Here is an 18,294-nt window from a genome sequence, read left to right as displayed (position 1 = left end):
AACGCACCGAACAGACTGAAGCCCACCGGCCGAATGGCCTGGCGTCAGCATGCCGCGATTCGGTCGCACGGAGAGCATTTCCCAGTTGACAAAACTATAGGAACACCCCCCAGCAACGGCACCCATCCATTCAGATTCTCAGCCCCAGCTCGTAGCCAAGCCGCCGTCCACCCCAGATCCCCTGAGCACCACGTGGCGGCAGGGACCCTACAGGGTAAAGCCCTGAAAACATTCCGCAGGACGCATGAAACCCCCGCCGCACGAAGTGCGCAGCGGGGGTTTCATGCATGTCCGAGGACGTTTTCAGAGCTTTACCCTGTAGGGTCCCGAGGGGATACGTTCGCTACTCAGCCATCTGAGCCTGGACGGCGGTGATGGCCACGACACCCACGATGTCGTCGGCAGAGCAGCCGCGCGAAAGGTCGTTAACCGGCTTGGCGATGCCCTGCAGGATGGGGCCGTAGGCGTCGGCGCCGGCGAAGCGCTGGACCAGCTTGTAGCCGATGTTGCCGGCCTCGAGGTCGGGAAACACGAGCACGTTGGCCTTGCCGGCAACGGAGGAGCCGGGAGCCTTGAGCTGGGCCACGTTGGGGACGATGGCGGCGTCGAGCTGCAGGTCGCCATCGATGGCGAGCTCGGGGGCCTTCTCCTTGCAGAACTTCACGGCCTCCTGGACCTTCTTGGCGACCTCGCCGCCGGCGGAACCCATGGTGGAGTAGGAGAGCATGGCCACGTGCGGCTCAACGTTGCCCATGAAGGTGGACCAGGAATGAGCGGAGGCGATGGCGATCTCGGAGAGCTCATCGGAGGATGGGTTGATGTTGAGGCCGCAGTCGGCGAAGATCAGCGTGCCGTCGGTGCCGAACTGCGGGGTGTCGGTGCACATCACAAAGAAGGCCGAGACCAGCTTGGTGCCCGGGGCGGTCTTGAGGATCTGCAGCGCGGGGCGCAGAGTGTCGGCGGTGGAGTGGCAGGCGCCGGAGACCAGGCCATCGGCATCGCCCATCTTGACCATCATGGTGCCAAAGTAGGTGGCGTCCATCACCTGGGCGCGAGCCTGCTCGATGGTGACGCCCTTCTTGGCGCGGAGCTCGGCAAACTTCTGCGCGTACTCCTCGTGCTTCTCGGCATTGCGCGGGTCGATGACGGTAGCGCCGGGAACGTTGATCTCGTCGGGGTTGCCCAAGATGACGATCTTTGCCAAGCCCTCCTCGATGATCTTGGTAGCTGCGATGATGGTGCGCGGATCTTCGCCCTCGGGCAGGACGATCGTCTTAAGGTCGGCCTTGGCGGCAGACTTCATACGGTTTAGGAAATCGCTCATGTTACTCCTTACAAGCGTTTCGCTAAGCTCCAGGCGCCCGGCTGTCCACGAATAAACCCGCTGCTAGCGGGTTTACCTTTCAAATATGTACGCCGGGGTGCTTGAGCTTTCCTTGTGTGGCAAGCTCATTATAGGACGCATTAGCGCTATAATCGCTCTGATAAATATGTCTCGAAGAATGTTCGAGAAAAGCCCAGCTAACGAGCCCGTGGCTTTTGACAAGGAGTATCGATGCAGATTACCTCAGGCCTGCCTGAAGGCTTTAACGCCGGCGCATACGACATGATTGTCGTCGGTGCCGGGTATGCCGGTGCCGTTTGTGCCCGCCGTCTTGCCGAGACCATCGGCTATCGCGTTGCCGTTTTGGAGCGCCGTGGCCACATTGCGGGCAATGCTTACGACTGCTTTGATGAGGCCGGGATCCTGGTCCACGAGTATGGTCCGCACATTTACCATACCTTTAACGAGCGCGTCCACAATTTTCTGTCGCGCTTTACCAAGTGGACGGACTACCAGCACAAGGTGCTCGCCAACATCAACGGCACCCTTATGCCCGTGCCCTTTAACCACGCGAGCCTCAAGCTCGCCTTTGGCGATGAGCGCGGCGAGGAGCTGTATCAGAAGCTCGTGGAGACCTTTGGCAAAGACGTCAAGGTGCCCATCATGGAGCTGCGCAAGAAGAACGACCCGGATCTTGCCGAGGTCGCCGATTACGTCTACGAGAACGTCTTTTTGCATTACACCATGAAGCAGTGGGGCCAGACGCCCGACCAGATCGATCCCTCGATCACCGGCCGCGTTCCCGTCTTTGTGGGCGACGATGACCGCTATTTCCCGCAGGCCCCCTTCCAGGGCATGCCGCAGGACGGCTATACCGCGTTGTTCGAGCATATGCTCGACCACGATCTGATTGATGTGTTCTGCGACGTGGACGCCCGCGACCTCTTTGAGATTGACGAGACCACCGTCAAGATCGACGGCAAGGTCTATGGCGGCGAGATCGTCTACACCGGTCCGCTCGACGAGCTGTTCAACCTCGACTTGGGCGCTCTGCCGTACCGTACGCTCGACATGAAGTTCGAGACGCTCGATATGGACCAGTTCCAGCCCGTGGGCACCGTCAACTACACCACGAGCGAGGATTACACGCGCATCACCGAGTTCAAGAACATGACTGGTCAGGTCCTGCCCGGCAAGACCACCATCATGAAGGAGTATTCCAAGGCCTATACGCCCGGCTCGGGCGAGACGCCCTATTACGCCATTCTGGAGCCCGAGAACCGCGAGCTCTATGAGCGCTATCTTGAGCGCGTCCAGAACCTGACGAACTTCCACCCGGTGGGTCGCCTGGCCGAGTATCGTTACTACGATATGGATGCCGTGACCAACTCTGCCCTCGATCTTTCGGATGAGATTATCGCCTGCCATGCATAAAGTCATATCATTCGGTATTCCCTCGTATAACGCCGCCAAGGACATGGACCATTGCATCACCTCCATTCTGGAGGGGAGCAATTACGCCACCGATATCGAGATCATCATCGTCGATGACGGTTCCAAGGACGAGACGGCAGCTAAGGCCGATGAGTGGGAGGCGCGTTACCCCGGTATCATCCGCGCGGTGCATCAGGAGAACGGCGGTCACGGCATGGCCGTCCTCTCGGGCCTGCGCGAGGCGCAGGGCACCTACTACAAGGTCGTCGACTCGGATGACTGGCTCGACGGTGCGGCGCTTTCGACCATGCTTTCGATTCTGCGTGGCTTTGAGGAGCGCGACCAGCGCGTCGATCTGTTTATCTCGAACTATGTGTACGAGAAGGTTTACGAGGGTACGCATACCGCCATTGGTTACAAGTTTGCCCTGCCGCGCAAAAAGATCTTTACCTGGGACCAGATTGGCCATTTCCGTCCGGACCAGAATTTGCTCATGCACAGCCTGTGTTATCGCACGGATGTGCTGCGCGCGTCCAATCTGCCTATGCCGCCGCACACGTTCTATGTCGACAATATCTACGCCTATGTGCCGCTGCCGCGCTGCAAGACCATGTACTACGCCGACATCGACCTCTATCGTTACTTTATCGGTCGCGAGGGCCAGAGCGTCAACGAGGCCACGATGGTCAAACGTCTGGACCAGCAGTTTCGCGTGACGCGCATTATGATGGAGTCGTTCCATCTGTACAGCGATGTCGAGTCGTCGCGTCTGCGCGCGTACATGATGGGCTATTTCACCATGATGATGGCAATTTGTTCGGTGCTTACCAAGCTTTCCGATGAGGATTGCGCTGACGAGCGCCTGACGACATTGTGGAGTGATTTGAAGGCCTACGACGAGCGTATGTATCGTCGTGCACGCTACGGTGTGGTCGGCTTCTTTACCAACCTGCACGGGCGGGCTGGAGACAAAACCACACTCGGCCTATACCGTCTTGCCTCAAAGATCTTCAAATTCAACTAGCTGTTGAGTAATCGCTGCTGATAGGTTGACTGGGCCCCTTGGCCTTTAGTTTGCTACTGCGAACAGTCCTGCTCGCACGGAAAGCACATTAAGTGCTTTCCGGCTCGTGCGGAACTTGTATCAAACTAAAGGCCAAGGGGCCTTTGCTATAAGAATCGATTGTCAGGCTGCCTGAATTTGAAGATCTTGGACGCGCGGTACACAGGGGCCTGGGCTGAAAAGTTTTTAGTTGGTAGTCGGTCGGAGACGGGCGGGCGTTACGTTTGTCGCGAGTTCCGCATGCAAAGAAGGCCACTTAATGTGGCCTTCGTCTTGCATAGGACTGTAGAGCAGCAAACGTAACGCCCGCCCGCCTCCGACCGACGGTCGAGTGGATTACTTCGCGACGCCGGGGATGCCGTGGGATGTTTTGGCGGTTTTGGCTCCGTTTACGATGGCGGTTTCCAGGGCCCTTACGGCGAGCATGCCCAGCAGGTCTAGGGGAACGGCGGCGCTTGCCTGGCTGCCCAGCTTGCCGCTGGCAAGGGTGTAGATGGTGTCACCGTCGTTGGTGGTGTGTGTGGGGCGGATGGCGTGTGCATAGGCGTCTGCGGCCATCTGGGAAACCTTGGTGGCCTGGGCCTTAGTGAGCTCCACGTTGGTGACGATGCAGCTGATGGTGGTGTTGGTGCGGTCGAGTGGCATTTTCATAGAGCCGGCGGCGGCAAGGGCGGCGAGCTCCATGTCGACGATCTGGTCGCTATCGGCTGCGGCGCGCATGCCGGCCACCCACTCGCCGGTGGTCGGGTCGACCACGTTGCCACAGGCGTTGACCGAGACCACGGCGCCCACCTTGACGGTGCCGAGTGCCACGGCAGCAGCTCCAAGGCCAGCCTTCATGCAGGTGGCGGGCCCCATGAGCTTGCCTACGGTGGCGCCGGTGCCGGCACCTACATTGCCCTGCTCGAGTGTGGTGGGGGTATGGTCGAGCGCCTCGCGCACAGCGGCGATACCGGCCTCAATGTCGGGACGCACGGTGGGATCGCCAAAGGCGAGGTCGAAGATGCAGCTGGAGCACACGATGGGCACCTGCGTGGGGCCGACGGGCAGGCCGATGCCGCGGCTCTCGAGTTCGCGGGCCACGCCGCTTGCCGCTTCGAGACCAAAGGCCGAACCACCCGAAAGGCAGACGGCATGGACCTTATCGACGGTGTTCTCGGGACGCAGCAGATCGGTCTCGCGCGAAGCGGGAGCGCCACCACGTACGTCAACGCCGCCGGTGGCACCCTCGGGCGCCACGATTACGGTGCAGCCGGTACCGGCCTCATCGTCTGTATAGTTGCCAAAGCAAAAGCCATCGACATCGCAAACGTCAATGGCTTCGAGCAGTGTGTCCATGTTTTCTCCTATCGGTTTTCCGCCGGGCCTTATGCTCGGTCGGGATCCGTACGGTACGGCAAAATTGTAGGCGCCGGGGGATACCCAGCGCCAGATGCAATTACGAGAGTTTTTGAATCGCGCGTGCGACGCGAGCGATGGGTAAGCCCACCACGTTGTAGAAGTCGCCCGAAATGTCATGCACGAGCATGCGGCCGCCTGTGCCCTGGATACCGTAGGCTCCGGCCTTGTCCATGGGTTCGCCGGAGGCAACATAGTACCCGATCTGCTCCTCGGTAAGCTCATAGAACGTCACGTCGGTCACATCGACAAACGACAGACTTTCGGCGGCATGCGGAGCTGCAGCGTCGCCGGCTTTAACGATGCAGACGCCGGTTGCCACCTGGTGCGTGCGGCCCGAAAGCTCGCGGAGCATGGTGCGTGCCTCGTCTTCGTCTGCCGGCTTGCCCAAAATTTGCCCGTCAAAGGTGACAATGGTATCGGCTGCGACAGTCAGTTCGTTGGGTTCGGCGTGCTCGGAGGCAACGGCAGCGGCTTTGGCGCGTGCCAAGCGTTCGACAAGCGTAAGCGGAGCTTCGCCATCAAAAGGTGTTTCGTCGATATCTGCGGGAATTACGCGAACGTCATAGCCCGCCTCGCGCATCAGCTCTATGCGGCGCGGCGATTGCGAAGCCAAAATCATAGCTGGATGCCCTCGGCAACCTTCTCGACGGCCTTGTCGCCGGCGAGCGTGCGCAGCAGCTCCAAGGCAAAGGGAAGTGACTGTGCCATGCCGCTGGCAGTGATGATGTTGCCGTCTTGCGTGACCTTCTCGCCGGTATAAGCACCCTCGGGGAAGCTCTTCTCAAAGCCGGGGAAGCACGTGGCTCGGCGTCCCTCGAGCAGACCAAGCTCGCCCAGGATAAACGGGGCGGCGCAGATGGCGGCAACGTGCTTGGTTGCGGCGAACTCGCAGACTACATCGCAGACACGCTGGTCGGCGCGCAAGTTGGTGGCTCCGGGCAGGCCGCCGGGCAGCACGATGCAGTCGTACTCCTCAAAGTTGATCTCATCAAAGAGCGCATCGCAGGTCACGGGAATCTGCAGCGAGCTCACGACCTCGCGTGTGGGCATGATCGAGACGAGCGTGGCGCGCACGCCGCCGCGACGCATGACATCGACCATGGTCAGGCATTCAATAGTTTCAAAGCCATCGGCGGCGAGAACGGCAACGCTGGGCATAAGGGTTCCTTTCGTAAGGCGGCATACAATTAGCCGTCTTATACCCCGAAGACCTCCGCTTGCCACGCTCGATTTCCCAATGTTTAAAAAGGGACGGGGTTTTAGCTACCCTCACCCATCCTCAACAATCTCAATCTGTAACATCTAGGCCCACTTTTGACCCCTAACTGTTACAGATCAAGACAAACGGAAACCGCCCCGACAAAACGTCTAAATCTGTAACATCTACGGACCAAAACCGGGTCTTACTGTTACAGATCGAGACAGTCCCCAGCGCACCGCCCCGTTCGGGGAACGACCGCCACAGGTACGGCGGGCAGAGACTCACTTTTTTCTCGGTTTTTCTTGACGGAATCTCACCTGTTGTAGTACTTTGTCTCAGTCTAAAAACGCGTGGACTTTTCTGGGCGCTAGCCACCTTTTTGCCACGCAACCGAGCAGTCGGTTGCGTGGCTTTTTTCGTCTTGGCAGCAGGTGCCACATGCACCGCCAGAAGACCGCACGAGCCCACCTTCCGACTGCAGGGAACAGACGCACGAGACGTGCATCTGCAAGACAGCAGACGGAAGGGAGCCTAATGGCAGGAACAAACACAATCAAGCAACAGTCCGCCGGGGCAGGAGCCACGGGCGCGGGACAGACCAAGGCGGCGCTCCAGGTCTTTGCGGGCGGCGCCTGCTACGGCGCGATGGCCACGACCTACAAGCTCGCCTACGCCGCGGGCTTCACCTCGGCGCAGGTGGTGGCGAGCCAGGCGTGGTTCGGCTGCCTCTTCTTCGCCCTCGCCACACTCGCGGGCCACGCACTCGGGCACCGATGGCAGCGCGTGGGCTGGAAGCTCGCCCTTAAGCTCATGGGCCTGGGAGCCCTCACCTGCCTCACCTCAATCCTCTACTGCTACGCCATGAGCGTGCTGCCCGCCCCGGTGGCGCTCACGCTCCTCTTCCAGTTCACGTGGCTGGGGCTCCTGTGGCAGACCGTCATGACGCGCCGACCGCCGAGGGCCCTCCAAGTGGTCTCCGCCCTGGTCATCGTCTTCGGAACGGTGTTCGCCAGCGGCGTTTACATGACCGGCATCGCCGGGTACGACCCCGTGGCCCTGCTCTGCGCGCTGGGGGCGGCCGTGTCCTGCTCCCTCTTTGTCACCCTCTCCGGCAAGGTCGAGGCCCCCTGCTCGTCCGAGCAGCGTGGCGTCATTGTATGCGCGGGCTCCGTGGTCATGTCGCTCACGGTGTGCCCGGACTACGTCGTCTCGGGCGTCCTCGTCCAGGGCATCCTGCCCTTTGCCGTCATCGCCGGCTTCTTTGGCATGCTCTGCCCGGTCCTGCTCTTCGGCATGGGCTCTCCGCACCTGCCCGCGGGCCTCTCCACTGTCATGGCCGCCGCGGAACTCCCCGCCGGCCTGCTCATCGCCATGATCGTCCTCGGCGAGCCGCTCGGCGTCGTCGAGTGGCTGGGCGTCGTCATCATCCTCGCCGGCGTGTGCCTGGCGCAGGTCCCCTCCCTGGTCGGAGGCCGGGAGACACGTCGCGCCGCCGCAGGACAAGCCGTCAGCTAGTCATCCCTTCACAGGCGGCCCGCGCGCATCAGGGAAAGGGCCACGGGCCCGGCGCGTGAGGTCGCAAGGACGTTATTAAAGCGTCCCCCGCAGAGGTGGGGACGCCAGAGAGAAGGAGGCACCATGCCATTTCCAAAAGGGTTCCTTTGGGGAGGAGCCACCGCCGCCAACCAATGCGAGGGAGGTTATGACGAGGGCGGCCGCGGCCTTGCCAATGTCGACGTCATCCCACACGGGCCGGAGCGCAACGACGTGAGTCGCGGCCTGAGGCGCATGCTCGACTTCGAGCCCGGGTACTACTACCCGGCCCAGACGGGCATCGACTTCTACCATCGCTACCGCGAGGACATAGCCCTCTTCGCGGAGATGGGCTTCAAGGTCTTTCGCCTCTCCATCGCCTGGAGCCGCATCTTTCCCAACGGCGACGAGGAGGAGCCCAACGAGGCCGGGCTCGCCTTCTACGAGGACGTGTTCCGCTGCTGCCGCGAGCACGGGATCGAGCCCCTCGTGACCATCACGCACTTCGACTGCCCCATCCACCTCGTCAAGAAGTACGGCGCCTGGCGAAACCGCACCCTTATTGAGCTCTACAAGCGGCTCGTGACGGTGCTCTTCAACCGCTACCGCGGCCTCGTGCGCTGGTGGATCACGTTCAACGAGATGAACATGATCTTGCACCGTCCCTTCATGGGTGCCGGCATCGTCCTCGAGCCCGGGGAGAATGCCCGCGAGGCCGAGTACCGCGCCGCGCACAACGAGCTCGTGGCCAGCGCCTGGGCCACCAAGATCGCCCACGAGGTCGACCCGGAGAACAAGGTGGGCTGCATGCTCGCCGCGGGAAGCTACTACCCCTACTCCTGCCGCCCCGAGGACGTCCGCGCGGCGCAGGTCAAGAACCAGGAGGACCTCTTCTTCGTGGACGTGCAGGCGCGCGGGCACTACCCCGGCTACGCGCTCAAGATGCTCGAGCGCGAGGGCATCGACGTGGGCATGACCGCCGAGGACGAGCGCATCCTTGCGGAGAACACCGTCGACTTCATCTCGTTTAGCTACTACTCCTCGCGCTGCACCGCGGGCGACCCCGATTCCGTGGGCGGCGTCGCCGAGGGCAACGCCTTCGCCGGCGTGGAGAACCCCTACGTGCGCACGAGCGACTGGGGCTGGGTCATCGACCCGCTGGGATTCCGCATCACGATCAACGACCTCTGGGACCGCTACCAAAAGCCGCTCTTTGTGGTGGAGAACGGCCTCGGCGCCTATGACGAGGTGCTTCCCGACGGCACGATCGAGGACGACTACCGTATCGCCTACCTGCGCGAGCACATCGAGGCCATGCGCGACGCCATCGAGCAGGACGGCGTCGAGATGCTCGGCTACACCACCTGGGGGCCAATCGACCTCGTGAGCGCGGGCTCCGGCGAGATGGAGAAGCGCTACGGCTTCATCTACGTGGACCGCGACAACCTGGGCAACGGCACGCTCGAGCGCAGGCGTAAGAAGAGCTTCTACTGGTACCAACAGGCCATCGCCACCAACGGAGGCGACCTGGGCTAGCCGCCCGGGCAATATCACTAAGGAGAAAATAATGGCTGAAAAATACGACGATCTGGCCAGATCCATACTCGAGAACGTAGGCGGCGCCGAGAACGTCGCCAGCGTCGCGCACTGCATCACGCGCGTGCGCTTCAAGCTCAAGGACGAGTCCCGCGCCAACACGGCCAAGATCGAGGCCCTCAAGGGCGTCATCCAGGTCATCCAGGCCAACGGCCAGTACCAGGTGGTCGTGGGTAACATCGTCGAGGACGTCTACGACGCGGTCCTGGAGGCCGGTAACTTCTCGGGCGGCGCAAGCGCCGATGACGAGCCCCAGGGCGATAAGACCGTTGCCTCCGTCATCATCGACCTCATCTCTGGCATCTTCCAGCCCATCCTGGGACCGCTTGCCGCCGCAGGCATCATGAAGGGACTGCTTGCCCTCATCACCTACTTCGTCCCAGCCTTTGCAAACGACGGCCTCTACACGCTGCTCTACACCGTGGCTGACGGCTTCTTCTACTTCCTTCCCGTCGCCCTGGCGTTCAGTGCCGCGCGCAAGTTCCGCATGAACGAGTTCACCGGCGTGGCAATCGGCGTGGCGCTCCTCTACCCGACGATGGTCGCCCTGACCTCGGGCGAGGCGCTCGGCAGCATCGACCTCGGCGTGGCCGGCACGTTCTCGTGGTACGCCACCGCCCTCGGGGTCCCCATCATCATGCCCGTGTCCGGCTACGTGAGCTCGGTGATTCCCGTCCTTCTCATGGTGTGGTTCGGCTCTATCATTGAGCGCTGGCTCAAGAGCTGGATGCCGGCTGCGCTCAAGATGTTCCTCGTCCCGCTCGCCACGATGACGGTCTCCATCGTCTTGGGCTACCTCGTCATCGGCCCGGTGGCCACCCTCATCACCAACCTGCTGAGCGCGGCGTTCTCGTTTATCTTCCAGCTTCCCGTGGTTGGTTCCGTCTTGGGCAGCGCCCTGGTCGGCGGACTGTGGATGTGCCTCGTCATCTTTGGCTTCCACTGGAGCCTCATCCCCATCTCCATCATGAACCTGAACACCCTCGGCCACGACAGCGTGCTCGCCGCCACCATCGGCCACGGGTTCGCGCTCGGAGCGGTCATCTTTGCCATGTATCTCAGAAACAAGGACGAGCGCTTCCGCGGCATCGCCCTTCCCGCGATGATCTCCGCCTTCTTCTTCGGCGTCACCGAGCCGGGCATCTACGGCATCGCCCTCCCCAACAAGCGCGCGTTCGTCGTGGCATGCCTGAGCTCCGCCGTGGGCGGCGCCATCGTGGGAATGACGGGCGCCCTCATGTACATCTCGGGTGGCCTCGGTGTCTTCAACCTGCTCAACTTCATCGACGGGACCCCTGGTGGCGCCGGAATCTCCCACATGATCTTCGCGATCATCGCCTCGCTCGTCTCTGCCGTCCTGGCCTTCGTCATCGAGTTCATCACCTACCGGCCCAACGACGACGAGGAAGGCGCCTGCTAGCTTGGGCCCTTCTCGACCAGCTCTATGTAGTTGAGGGCAGTTGAGGTGGGTGAGGGCCGAGGGCGGTCGAGGCGGCCGCCCTCGGCCCGGGACAACCTGCCAGAAGGCGTTTAGCTTTCTCGGGCGGCAGTTCAATGTCCAAGAAATGGGGGCGGTTTAATTTCGGGACGGGGATTAAATAATCATTCGGAACAAATTTATTTTTATCCCCGTCCCAGAAAAATCATCGGGTGTGGTCTTGGGCAAACAGTCTAGTTGCGCTTGAGATGGGCGACGGTTTCGCAGTGGAAGGTTTGCGGGAACAGGTCGACCGGCGTGATCTTGACGGGGGAGAAGGTGCCTTCCTCGACAAAGCGCTTAAGATCGCGTGCCAAAGTCGCCGGATCACAGCTCACGTAGGCCACGTCGCGGGCGCTCGTGCTGGCGATGAGGTCGATTGCCTCGGGTGCCAGACCTGCACGCGGCGGGTCGACCACCAGGACATCGGCATCCTGGTCGGGGAACTCGCGCACGGCATCGCCGCCGATGACATCGACGTTATCGAGCTTGTTGATCTCGAGGTTGCGGCGCAGGTCGCGCACGGCCGGGCCGTAGGCCTCGACGGCGGCAACAAAATCACAGCGGCGGGCGAGCGGCAGGGTAAAGGTGCCGGCGCCGCAGTACAGGTCCATGGCAAGCTCGTCTTCTTGCGGGTCGAGCGCCTCCATGACAAGCTCGATCAAAATCTCGGCGCCCTTGGTGTTGACCTGGAAAAACGATGGGGCCGAAAGGCGCATCTGGCCGTCGGCGATGTTCTCGGTCCAGGAGCCCTCGCCGGCGAGCATCTCCACCTTGGAGACGCGGCGGGCCTTCTTCTCGCCCTTGCTCATGACGCGCACTACGCTCGTGGGGCGAGCGGCGTCTGCCAACACGCGCGAGACCTGCGAGCGCGGGAAGGAGCCCGTGGGCGTCCAAAGTGCGACCTCGAGCGCCTTGGTGCGACGCGAAGCGCGAATGCCCACGCGCTCCAGACCCAGATCGTGACTGCCGCTCAGATAGTTGAGCGCGCCGACGACCGATTTGAGCGCCTTGGGAAAACGCTTATCGAACAGCGGGCACGAATCTACGGTGACGATCTTGCTGGGATCGACGCCGTGCATGCCAAGGCGAACGCGGCCGTTAACGAGGGTGGGCTCCAGCTCAATCTTGTTGCGGTAGCCCCAGTCGTCCTTGGTGTGGCGGATGGGCTGGACAAGATCGTTGACCTGCTCGGGGGCGAACTTGCCAATGCGCTCGAGCGTGGAGCGCAGGTTTTGCTCTTTGGCGGCAAGCTGCGCGGTGCGCGAGAGATTGCCCCACGAACAACCGCCGCAGACGCCCACGAAGGGGCAGGGGGGCTGAATGCGATCGGGGCCCGGCTCCAGAATCTCGGTCGTGCGGGCGCGCATAAACGACTTGCCGTCCTGCACGATCTCGGCCTCGACGGTGTCGCCTGCCACGGCGCCCTGCACAAAGACGGCCTTGCCGTTGTCGGCGTGCGCCAGTCCGTCGGCGCCGTAGGTCATCGATTCTATGGTGAGCTTCATGTTCCTGCCTGTCATTCGCGGTATTGTTCGCAACCATGGTAGCAGGGAAAAGCGCCTCGTATCTGGGGTATTCCTCAAATACGGGGCGCTTCTACAAACGTCTATTTCGTCTTGCCGGTAATGAGCGTCTTAAGGCCTAGGCCGATCAGGCCCAGTCCCATGCGCACGCGACCGGGGCGATGGCGCTCGATGGTCTTGGTCTTGCCAGCGGGCTTCTCGCGGCGGGCGCCCTTCTCGGACGCGGGGTTGGCCGTCTGCGGTTGGGGCCGAGGAGCAGGCTCGGACTCAGGCTCTATGACGGTTGCCTGAACCTTCTGGACCTCGGGTGCGGCCGGCTGCGGTTCGAGCTCAGGCTTGGATGCGAGCGTAGGTTCTGCCTTGGCGACGGCCTCGGCGTTGCGATAGGCACGCTCCAGCAGAGCTTCCTGCGAGTTGAAGGGCTTCTCGCCTGCTTTGCGCTCCACGGGAATCCAGGTGCCGTCACTCGTCAGACTGCGTGCCTTCACGTTGTCGCGCAGCTGCATGCCCATGTACTCGTGCACCTGGGCGCGGCAGGTGGGGTCGAGCACGGGGAAGGCGATCTCCACGCGGTGCTCGGTGTTGCGCGTCATCATGTCTGCCGAGCTCAGGTAGATCATATCCGAGTCCACGCCAAAGGCATAGACGCGCGCATGCTCCAAAAAGCGTCCGACGATGGAGCGCACGTGCACGTTCTCGGTCTTGCCCGGAACACCGGGCTTGAGGCACGAGATACCGCGGATGATCATGTCCACGCGCACACCGGCACACGATGCCTCGGCGATCTTGTCGATGACCTCGCGGTCGGTAAGCGAGTTGAGCTTAAAGAACACGCGGGCGGGCTCGCCGACAAGGGCACGCTGAATCTCGCGGTCCAGGCCGCGCATGATGAGCGGCTTGAGGCCCACGGGCGCCACGCCCAGGAAGCGGTAGTCGCCGCGCAGGTTGCCCAGCGACAGGTTGCGGAAGAACAGGTTAGCGTCCTCGCCGATGCCGGGATGCGCGGTCATGAGCATAAAGTCGCTGTAGAGCTTGGCCGTCTTCTCGTTAAAGTTGCCGGTACCCAAAAGCGTCAGACGGGTAAGCGCCATGCCCTCGCGATAGGTGAGCTGGCAGATCTTGGAATGGCATTTAAAGCCCTCGGAGCCGTAGATAACGGTGCAGCCGGCCTCTTCCAGCCGCTCGGCCCATTCGATGTTGTTTTGCTCGTCAAAGCGGGCGCGGAGCTCCATGAGCACTGTAACCTCTTTGCCGTTTTCGGCAGCATCGATGAGCGACTCGCACAGGCGGCTTTGTTTGGCCACGCGGTAGAGCGTGATGCGAAGCGAGATGCACTCGGGGTCGTAGGCTGCTTCGTGCACCAGGTCCAAGAACGGATTCATGGTCTCGTAAGGGTAAAAGAGCAGCTTGTCGTGCTGCAGCACCTGATCGCGGATGGAGCGGGCCATATCGATGGTGGGGTTGGGCTGTGGCCTAAACGGCGTAAAGAGCAACTCGTTGCGTAGATGCTCGGGTATTTTGCCCTCAATGCCAAAGACATAGCCCAGGTTGAGCGGGATATCGCAGGTAAAAACCGAGCGGCGCGAAAGCTCGAGCGCTTTGCGGATGGTCTTGAGCGTTGGCTTTTCGAGCGAGCCCGATACGGCGAGCACCACCGGCTGCAGGCGCAGGCGCTTCTTGAGGATGCGCTTCATGTGCTGGCGGTAATCCTCTTCCTCCTCGACGCCCTCGCCGTCCGGATCGATGTCGGCGTTGCGGGTGACGCGGATGAGCGCGCGGTCGAGCGGCTTATAGGAGCCGAAGCAGCTGTCCAGGCAGGCGAGGATGACGTCCTCGAGCAGAATGTAGGAGTAGGTGCCGGTGGGCGAGGGGATTTCGACCACGCGGTTCATCGAGGCGGGAATCTCGATAAGGCCCAGCAGGCTCTCCTCGTCGGTGATGCCGTCCAGGCCACAAGCCAGATAGAGCGCGCCGTTGCGCAGGTTGGGGAAGGGATGGCGCGGGTCGATGACCAGCGGCGAGATGACCGGTGATACGTAGGCCTGGAAGTAGCGGGTTACAAAGGTATGTTCCTCGGGCGTAAGCGAATCGATGCGGGCGCGGTGAACGCCCAGAGTGTCGAGCTTGTCCTCGATGCTCTTAAAGATCGACTCCCAGCGGGTAAGGAGCCCGGGCAGCTCTGCCATGACAGCATCGACCTGTTCGGAGGCAGTCATATTGCTCTTGTTGTCGACGGGCTGTTTTTTGAGCTCTGCCAGATCGGACAAGCCGCCCACGCGCACCATGAGAAACTCGTCGAGGTTTGACTCGAAGATCGAGACGAACTTAAGGCGCTCGAACAGTGGCACAGACTCATCGAAGGCTTCGTCGAGTACGCGGTTATCAAAGCGCAGCCAGCTAAGCTCTCGATTTTGCGTATACGAGAAATCGCGCGGTTTCTTGCGCAGCTTGGCGGCGTTCTGCTTCTTTTCGATTTTGCTCGGCATATGCATCTGTCCGTTCAGTCCCCAAAGGGACGGTAGCCTAACACTGTTTGCTATTGTCTCAATTTAGTCGACCTATGGCGCGGACGTATCGCGCGAACGGTATCTTTACCTACTTATTACGCTGACGATCCGAAGCACTAACGTCCGGTGCTTTGAACAAGCGATCTACATCCTCACTCAACTGGTGAGAATGTATGAATAAGAATGATAGCAAGCTGAATATAATCGAATTTAGGTCGAATCGAGGACAAGCGTCATTTATATGCAGAAAACCGTTTTCGCTATGCAATTTTGAATCATGGATAACTTTGAGTGTTCAATCTTGATTTCCTAGAAAAATAACGTTTACCTAGGAAAATCTGCTTTACGAAACTGAAGTGCATCATGGGAAATCATATGCGATATACCGTTCATCGAACTTTGTTGACCGTTCGGGGGCGAGGTGGAATTGCGGTTGAAATTTGGATATAACTAGAGCTGTCAGCAAGCAGCGCTCCATACGGAGGGGCGCTGATACATTTGGCCAGTAAGGCCCGAAAGAAAGGTAGGAGGCCATGACGAAAGGTCTGCACGTGCCTTCCGAGATCGGCAAGCTCAGGAAGGTCTGCCTGCACCGTCCCGGCGACGAGCTCCTCAACCTGCCGCCCGACGAGCTCGAGCGGCTCCTGTTCGACGACGTCCCGTTCCTGGAGGTCGCGCAGCAGGAGCACGACACCTTCGCCCAGATCCTGAGGGACCAGGGCGTCGAGGTGCTCTACCTCGAGAACCTCGTCGCCGAGGTGTTCGACCAGGTCCCCGGCGCCCGCGACGAGTTCACCGACCAGTACATCGCCGAGGCCGGCATCCGCGGGAAGCACATGCCGCAGATCGTCCGCGAGAAGCTGGACTCCATCGAGGACAACCTCGAGTTCGTCAAGAAGACCATGGCCGGCATGACCAAGGCCGAGATCGAGATGCCCCTCACGGCCTCCACGACCCTCGACTCCCTGGTCAACTCCGAGTCCGAGTCCGACCTGATCATCGACCCGATGCCCAACCTCTACTTCACCCGCGACCCGTTCGCGGTCGTCGGCGAGGGCGTCAACCTCAACCGCATGTACTCGGTCACCCGCAACCGCGAGACCCTGTACGGCAAGTACGTCTTCAAGTACCACCCCGACTACAAGGACGTCTCCCTGTACTTCCGCCGCGACTGCCAGTTCCACACCGAGGGCGGCGACGTGCTGAACATCAACGAGAAGACCCTCGCCGTCGGCATCTCCCAGCGCACCCAGGCCGCCGCTATCGACGTCATGGCCCAGAACATCTTCTGGAACTCCGACTCCAAGGTCGAGCGCATCCTGGCCTTCGACATCCCGGTCTCGCGCGCCTTCATGCACCTCGACACGGTCTTCACCCAGATCGACGTCGATAAGTTCACGATCCACCCCGCCATCATGGGCACCCTGCGCGTCTACGAGCTGACCGCCGGCAAGAACCCGGGCGACGTGAACATCCGCCTGATCGAGGACACCCTCGAGCACGTCCTGGAGGACGCCACCGGCGTCGACCAGGTCAAGCTGATCCCCTGCGGCGGCGGCGACCCGATCGCGGCCTCCCGCGAGCAGTGGAACGACGGCTCCAACACCCTGTGCGTCGAGCCCGGCAAGATCTGCGTCTACGCCCGCAACACCGTCACCAACGACGTGCTGTACAAGGAGGGCCTGGACCTTCTCGTCGTGCCCTCCGCCGAGCTCTCCCGCGGCCGTGGCGGCCCGCGCTGCATGAGCATGCCCTTCTGGCGCGAGGACCTCTAAGGTTTTCAAAGACCCGTACAGGTCTTAAAACAAACATCTAGCTGACATTAGATGTCTCCCATTGGGGCGGTGCGGATCTTTCGCACCGCCCCATTCTTGTTTAATGAAGCTTAATTAACATCAGATAAGGCGGCCCATATGACCAGGGGCAGTCACGTTGATACCCCCCAACGGTGTCGGCTTCTTTGCCTTTTGGGCATCATCTCGATTCCCATGACCTTTGCCGGCATCACCCCCGTGTTCTAGCGATTGGAGCCTAACCATGGATATCAAGACAATCGGCGTTGAGGAGTGGCTCAACGTTTGGGAGAAGAGCGCCACGTGGGATATCGCCCAGTCGACGATCTCCTCGCTTACCATGGGCGAGTTGCGCGCGCTCGACGAGCAGGACGGCGCCACATTCTACGAGCGCCTGGACCGCGAGAAGATGAACTACGGCTGGATCGAGGGCTCGCCCGACTTTAAGGCTGAGGTCGCCAAGCTCTATCGTCGCGAGGTCAATCCCGATCACATTCTTCAGACCAATGGCTGCACGGGTGCCAACCTCAACGCCATCATGGCCGTGGTCGAGCCCGGCGATCATGTCATCGCCGAGTGGCCTACCTATGCGCCGCTCTATGAGATTCCGCGTTCGCTCGGCGCCGAGGTCGAGTATTGGGAGCTTCGCGAGGAGCTTGGCTGGAAACCCGATATCGAGGAGCTCAAGCGCCTGGTGCGTCCCAACACGAAACTCATCTGCATCAATAACGCCTCGAACCCCATCGGTACGGTGCTTGATGCCGATACGCTCGGTCAGATTGCCGAGATTGCCCGTTCGGTGGGCGCCTACGTTCTGTGTGACGAGGTATATCTGCCGCTCGAGAACACCGAGTCCTTTATGTCGATGGCCGACGTGTATGAGAAGGCCATTGTCACCAACTCGGTGTCTAAGACCTATTCGACGCCTGCAGCCCGCGTGGGTTGGGTCGTGACCGACGAAGAGGTGTCCAATCGCATCCGTACCTATCGCGATTACACCATGATCTGCGGCGGCGTGTTCAACGATGCCCTGGCGACCTATGTGCTTGAGCACAAGGACAAGATTCTCGAGCGCAACCGCAAGATCGTGTCTGGCAATCGCGATATCGCGCAGGCTTGGATCGATACGCAACATCGCGTTTCCTGGACGGCCCCGCAGGGCGTGTCTACCTCGTTTATCCAGCTTGATATTCCCGAGGACGACGAGGAGTTCTGCAAGCGCCTGTTGTCCGAGAGGGGAGTGCTGCTGGTGCCCGGCAGCCGTTTTGAGCTTCCCTGCGGCGCACGCCTGGGCTACTGCGCGAGCGAAAATGTTCTTCGCGAGGGCTTGAGGCTTCTGGGCGAGGCACTGGCCGAGTTCGATCGCTAATCCCTTGAGGCTCTCGAAGGCCTAAACCTTACTTGGCCCTAGGTGTACCGAATGCAGACCCGCTCCCTTT

The 18,294-nt window shown here is 61.1% G+C and carries 13 protein-coding genes; 7 read left to right on the top strand and 6 right to left on the bottom strand.

Going from position 1 to position 18,294, the window contains the following annotated elements; all coding sequences use genetic code 11:
- Nucleotides 1-343: 343 nt before the first annotated feature.
- Entirely contained in the window at nucleotides 344-1,324 is a 981-nt protein-coding gene (pta, locus tag ACTNBY_RS02315; RefSeq protein ID WP_427718446.1) for a phosphate acetyltransferase, read from the bottom strand.
- A gap of 231 nt (nucleotides 1,325-1,555) precedes the next feature.
- Here pta and glf point away from each other — a divergent pair, with 231 nt between their 5' ends.
- Both glf and ACTNBY_RS02305 read left to right on the top strand, forming a co-directional pair.
- Nucleotides 1,556-2,758 carry a UDP-galactopyranose mutase gene (gene glf / locus ACTNBY_RS02310; RefSeq protein WP_427729079.1) on the top strand — a complete coding sequence of 401 codons (1,203 nt, stop codon included), beginning with the start codon at nucleotides 1,556-1,558 and terminating at the stop codon, nucleotides 2,756-2,758.
- Entirely contained in the window at nucleotides 2,751-3,782 is a 1,032-nt protein-coding gene (locus tag ACTNBY_RS02305) for a glycosyltransferase family 2 protein (RefSeq protein ID WP_441063207.1), read from the top strand. Before glf ends, ACTNBY_RS02305 begins: the two co-directional genes overlap by 8 nt.
- Nucleotides 3,783-4,157: 375 nt before the next feature.
- Here ACTNBY_RS02305 and ACTNBY_RS02300 read toward each other — a convergent pair whose 3' ends face one another.
- From ACTNBY_RS02300 to ACTNBY_RS02290, 3 genes are all read right to left on the bottom strand, one after another.
- Entirely contained in the window at nucleotides 4,158-5,159 is a 1,002-nt protein-coding gene (locus ACTNBY_RS02300; RefSeq protein WP_441063206.1) for a P1 family peptidase, read from the bottom strand.
- Between the two features lie 100 nt (nucleotides 5,160-5,259).
- On the bottom strand, nucleotides 5,260-5,841 hold the full coding sequence (locus ACTNBY_RS02295; protein WP_441063204.1) for a Maf family protein: 582 nt from the start codon (nucleotides 5,839-5,841) through the stop codon (nucleotides 5,260-5,262).
- Nucleotides 5,838-6,380, bottom strand: coding sequence for a DJ-1 family glyoxalase III (locus ACTNBY_RS02290; RefSeq protein ID WP_427718432.1), 543 nt, complete (start codon nucleotides 6,378-6,380; stop codon nucleotides 5,838-5,840). The genes ACTNBY_RS02295 and ACTNBY_RS02290 overlap by 4 nt, the downstream gene beginning before the upstream one ends.
- A gap of 577 nt (nucleotides 6,381-6,957) precedes the next feature.
- Here ACTNBY_RS02290 and ACTNBY_RS02285 point away from each other — a divergent pair.
- The 3 genes from ACTNBY_RS02285 (at nucleotide 6,958) to ACTNBY_RS02275 (ending at nucleotide 10,972) form a co-directional block, all read left to right on the top strand.
- A complete protein-coding gene (locus tag ACTNBY_RS02285) occupies nucleotides 6,958-7,938 on the top strand; it encodes an EamA family transporter (protein WP_441063202.1) in 981 nt (326 codons plus the stop codon).
- Nucleotides 7,939-8,061: 123 nt separating this feature from the next.
- On the top strand, nucleotides 8,062-9,492 hold the full coding sequence (locus ACTNBY_RS02280; protein WP_441040939.1) for a 6-phospho-beta-glucosidase: 1,431 nt from the start codon (nucleotides 8,062-8,064) through the stop codon (nucleotides 9,490-9,492).
- A gap of 31 nt (nucleotides 9,493-9,523) precedes the next feature.
- On the top strand, nucleotides 9,524-10,972 hold the full coding sequence (locus ACTNBY_RS02275; protein ID WP_441063201.1) for a PTS transporter subunit EIIC: 1,449 nt from the start codon (nucleotides 9,524-9,526) through the stop codon (nucleotides 10,970-10,972).
- Nucleotides 10,973-11,223: 251 nt separating this feature from the next.
- Here ACTNBY_RS02275 and rlmD read toward each other — a convergent pair whose 3' ends face one another.
- Both rlmD and ppk1 read right to left on the bottom strand, forming a co-directional pair.
- Nucleotides 11,224-12,552: a 23S rRNA (uracil(1939)-C(5))-methyltransferase RlmD gene (gene rlmD / locus ACTNBY_RS02270; RefSeq protein WP_427748199.1), complete on the bottom strand. Its 1,329-nt coding sequence runs from the start codon at nucleotides 12,550-12,552 to the stop codon at nucleotides 11,224-11,226.
- A gap of 86 nt (nucleotides 12,553-12,638) precedes the next feature.
- Nucleotides 12,639-15,047, bottom strand: a complete 2,409-nt coding sequence (ppk1, locus tag ACTNBY_RS02265; RefSeq protein WP_441063199.1) for a polyphosphate kinase 1 — start codon at nucleotides 15,045-15,047, stop codon at nucleotides 12,639-12,641.
- Between the two features lie 548 nt (nucleotides 15,048-15,595).
- Here ppk1 and arcA point away from each other — a divergent pair.
- Complete coding sequence (arcA, locus tag ACTNBY_RS02260) at nucleotides 15,596-16,837, top strand: arginine deiminase (RefSeq protein ID WP_427719164.1); 1,242 nt, start codon at nucleotides 15,596-15,598, stop codon at nucleotides 16,835-16,837.
- 262 nt (nucleotides 16,838-17,099) lie between these two features.
- Nucleotides 17,100-18,224, top strand: coding sequence for an aminotransferase (locus ACTNBY_RS02255; RefSeq protein ID WP_441063198.1), 1,125 nt, complete (start codon nucleotides 17,100-17,102; stop codon nucleotides 18,222-18,224).
- Nucleotides 18,225-18,294 lie beyond the last annotated feature (70 nt).

The organism is Collinsella sp. HCP28S3_E12 (assembly GCF_052065595.1).
Taxonomy (GTDB): Bacteria; Actinomycetota; Coriobacteriia; order Coriobacteriales; family Coriobacteriaceae; genus Collinsella.
The sequence above is the reverse complement of the archived record's forward strand: the minus strand, read 5'-3'. Positions and strand labels throughout refer to the sequence as shown.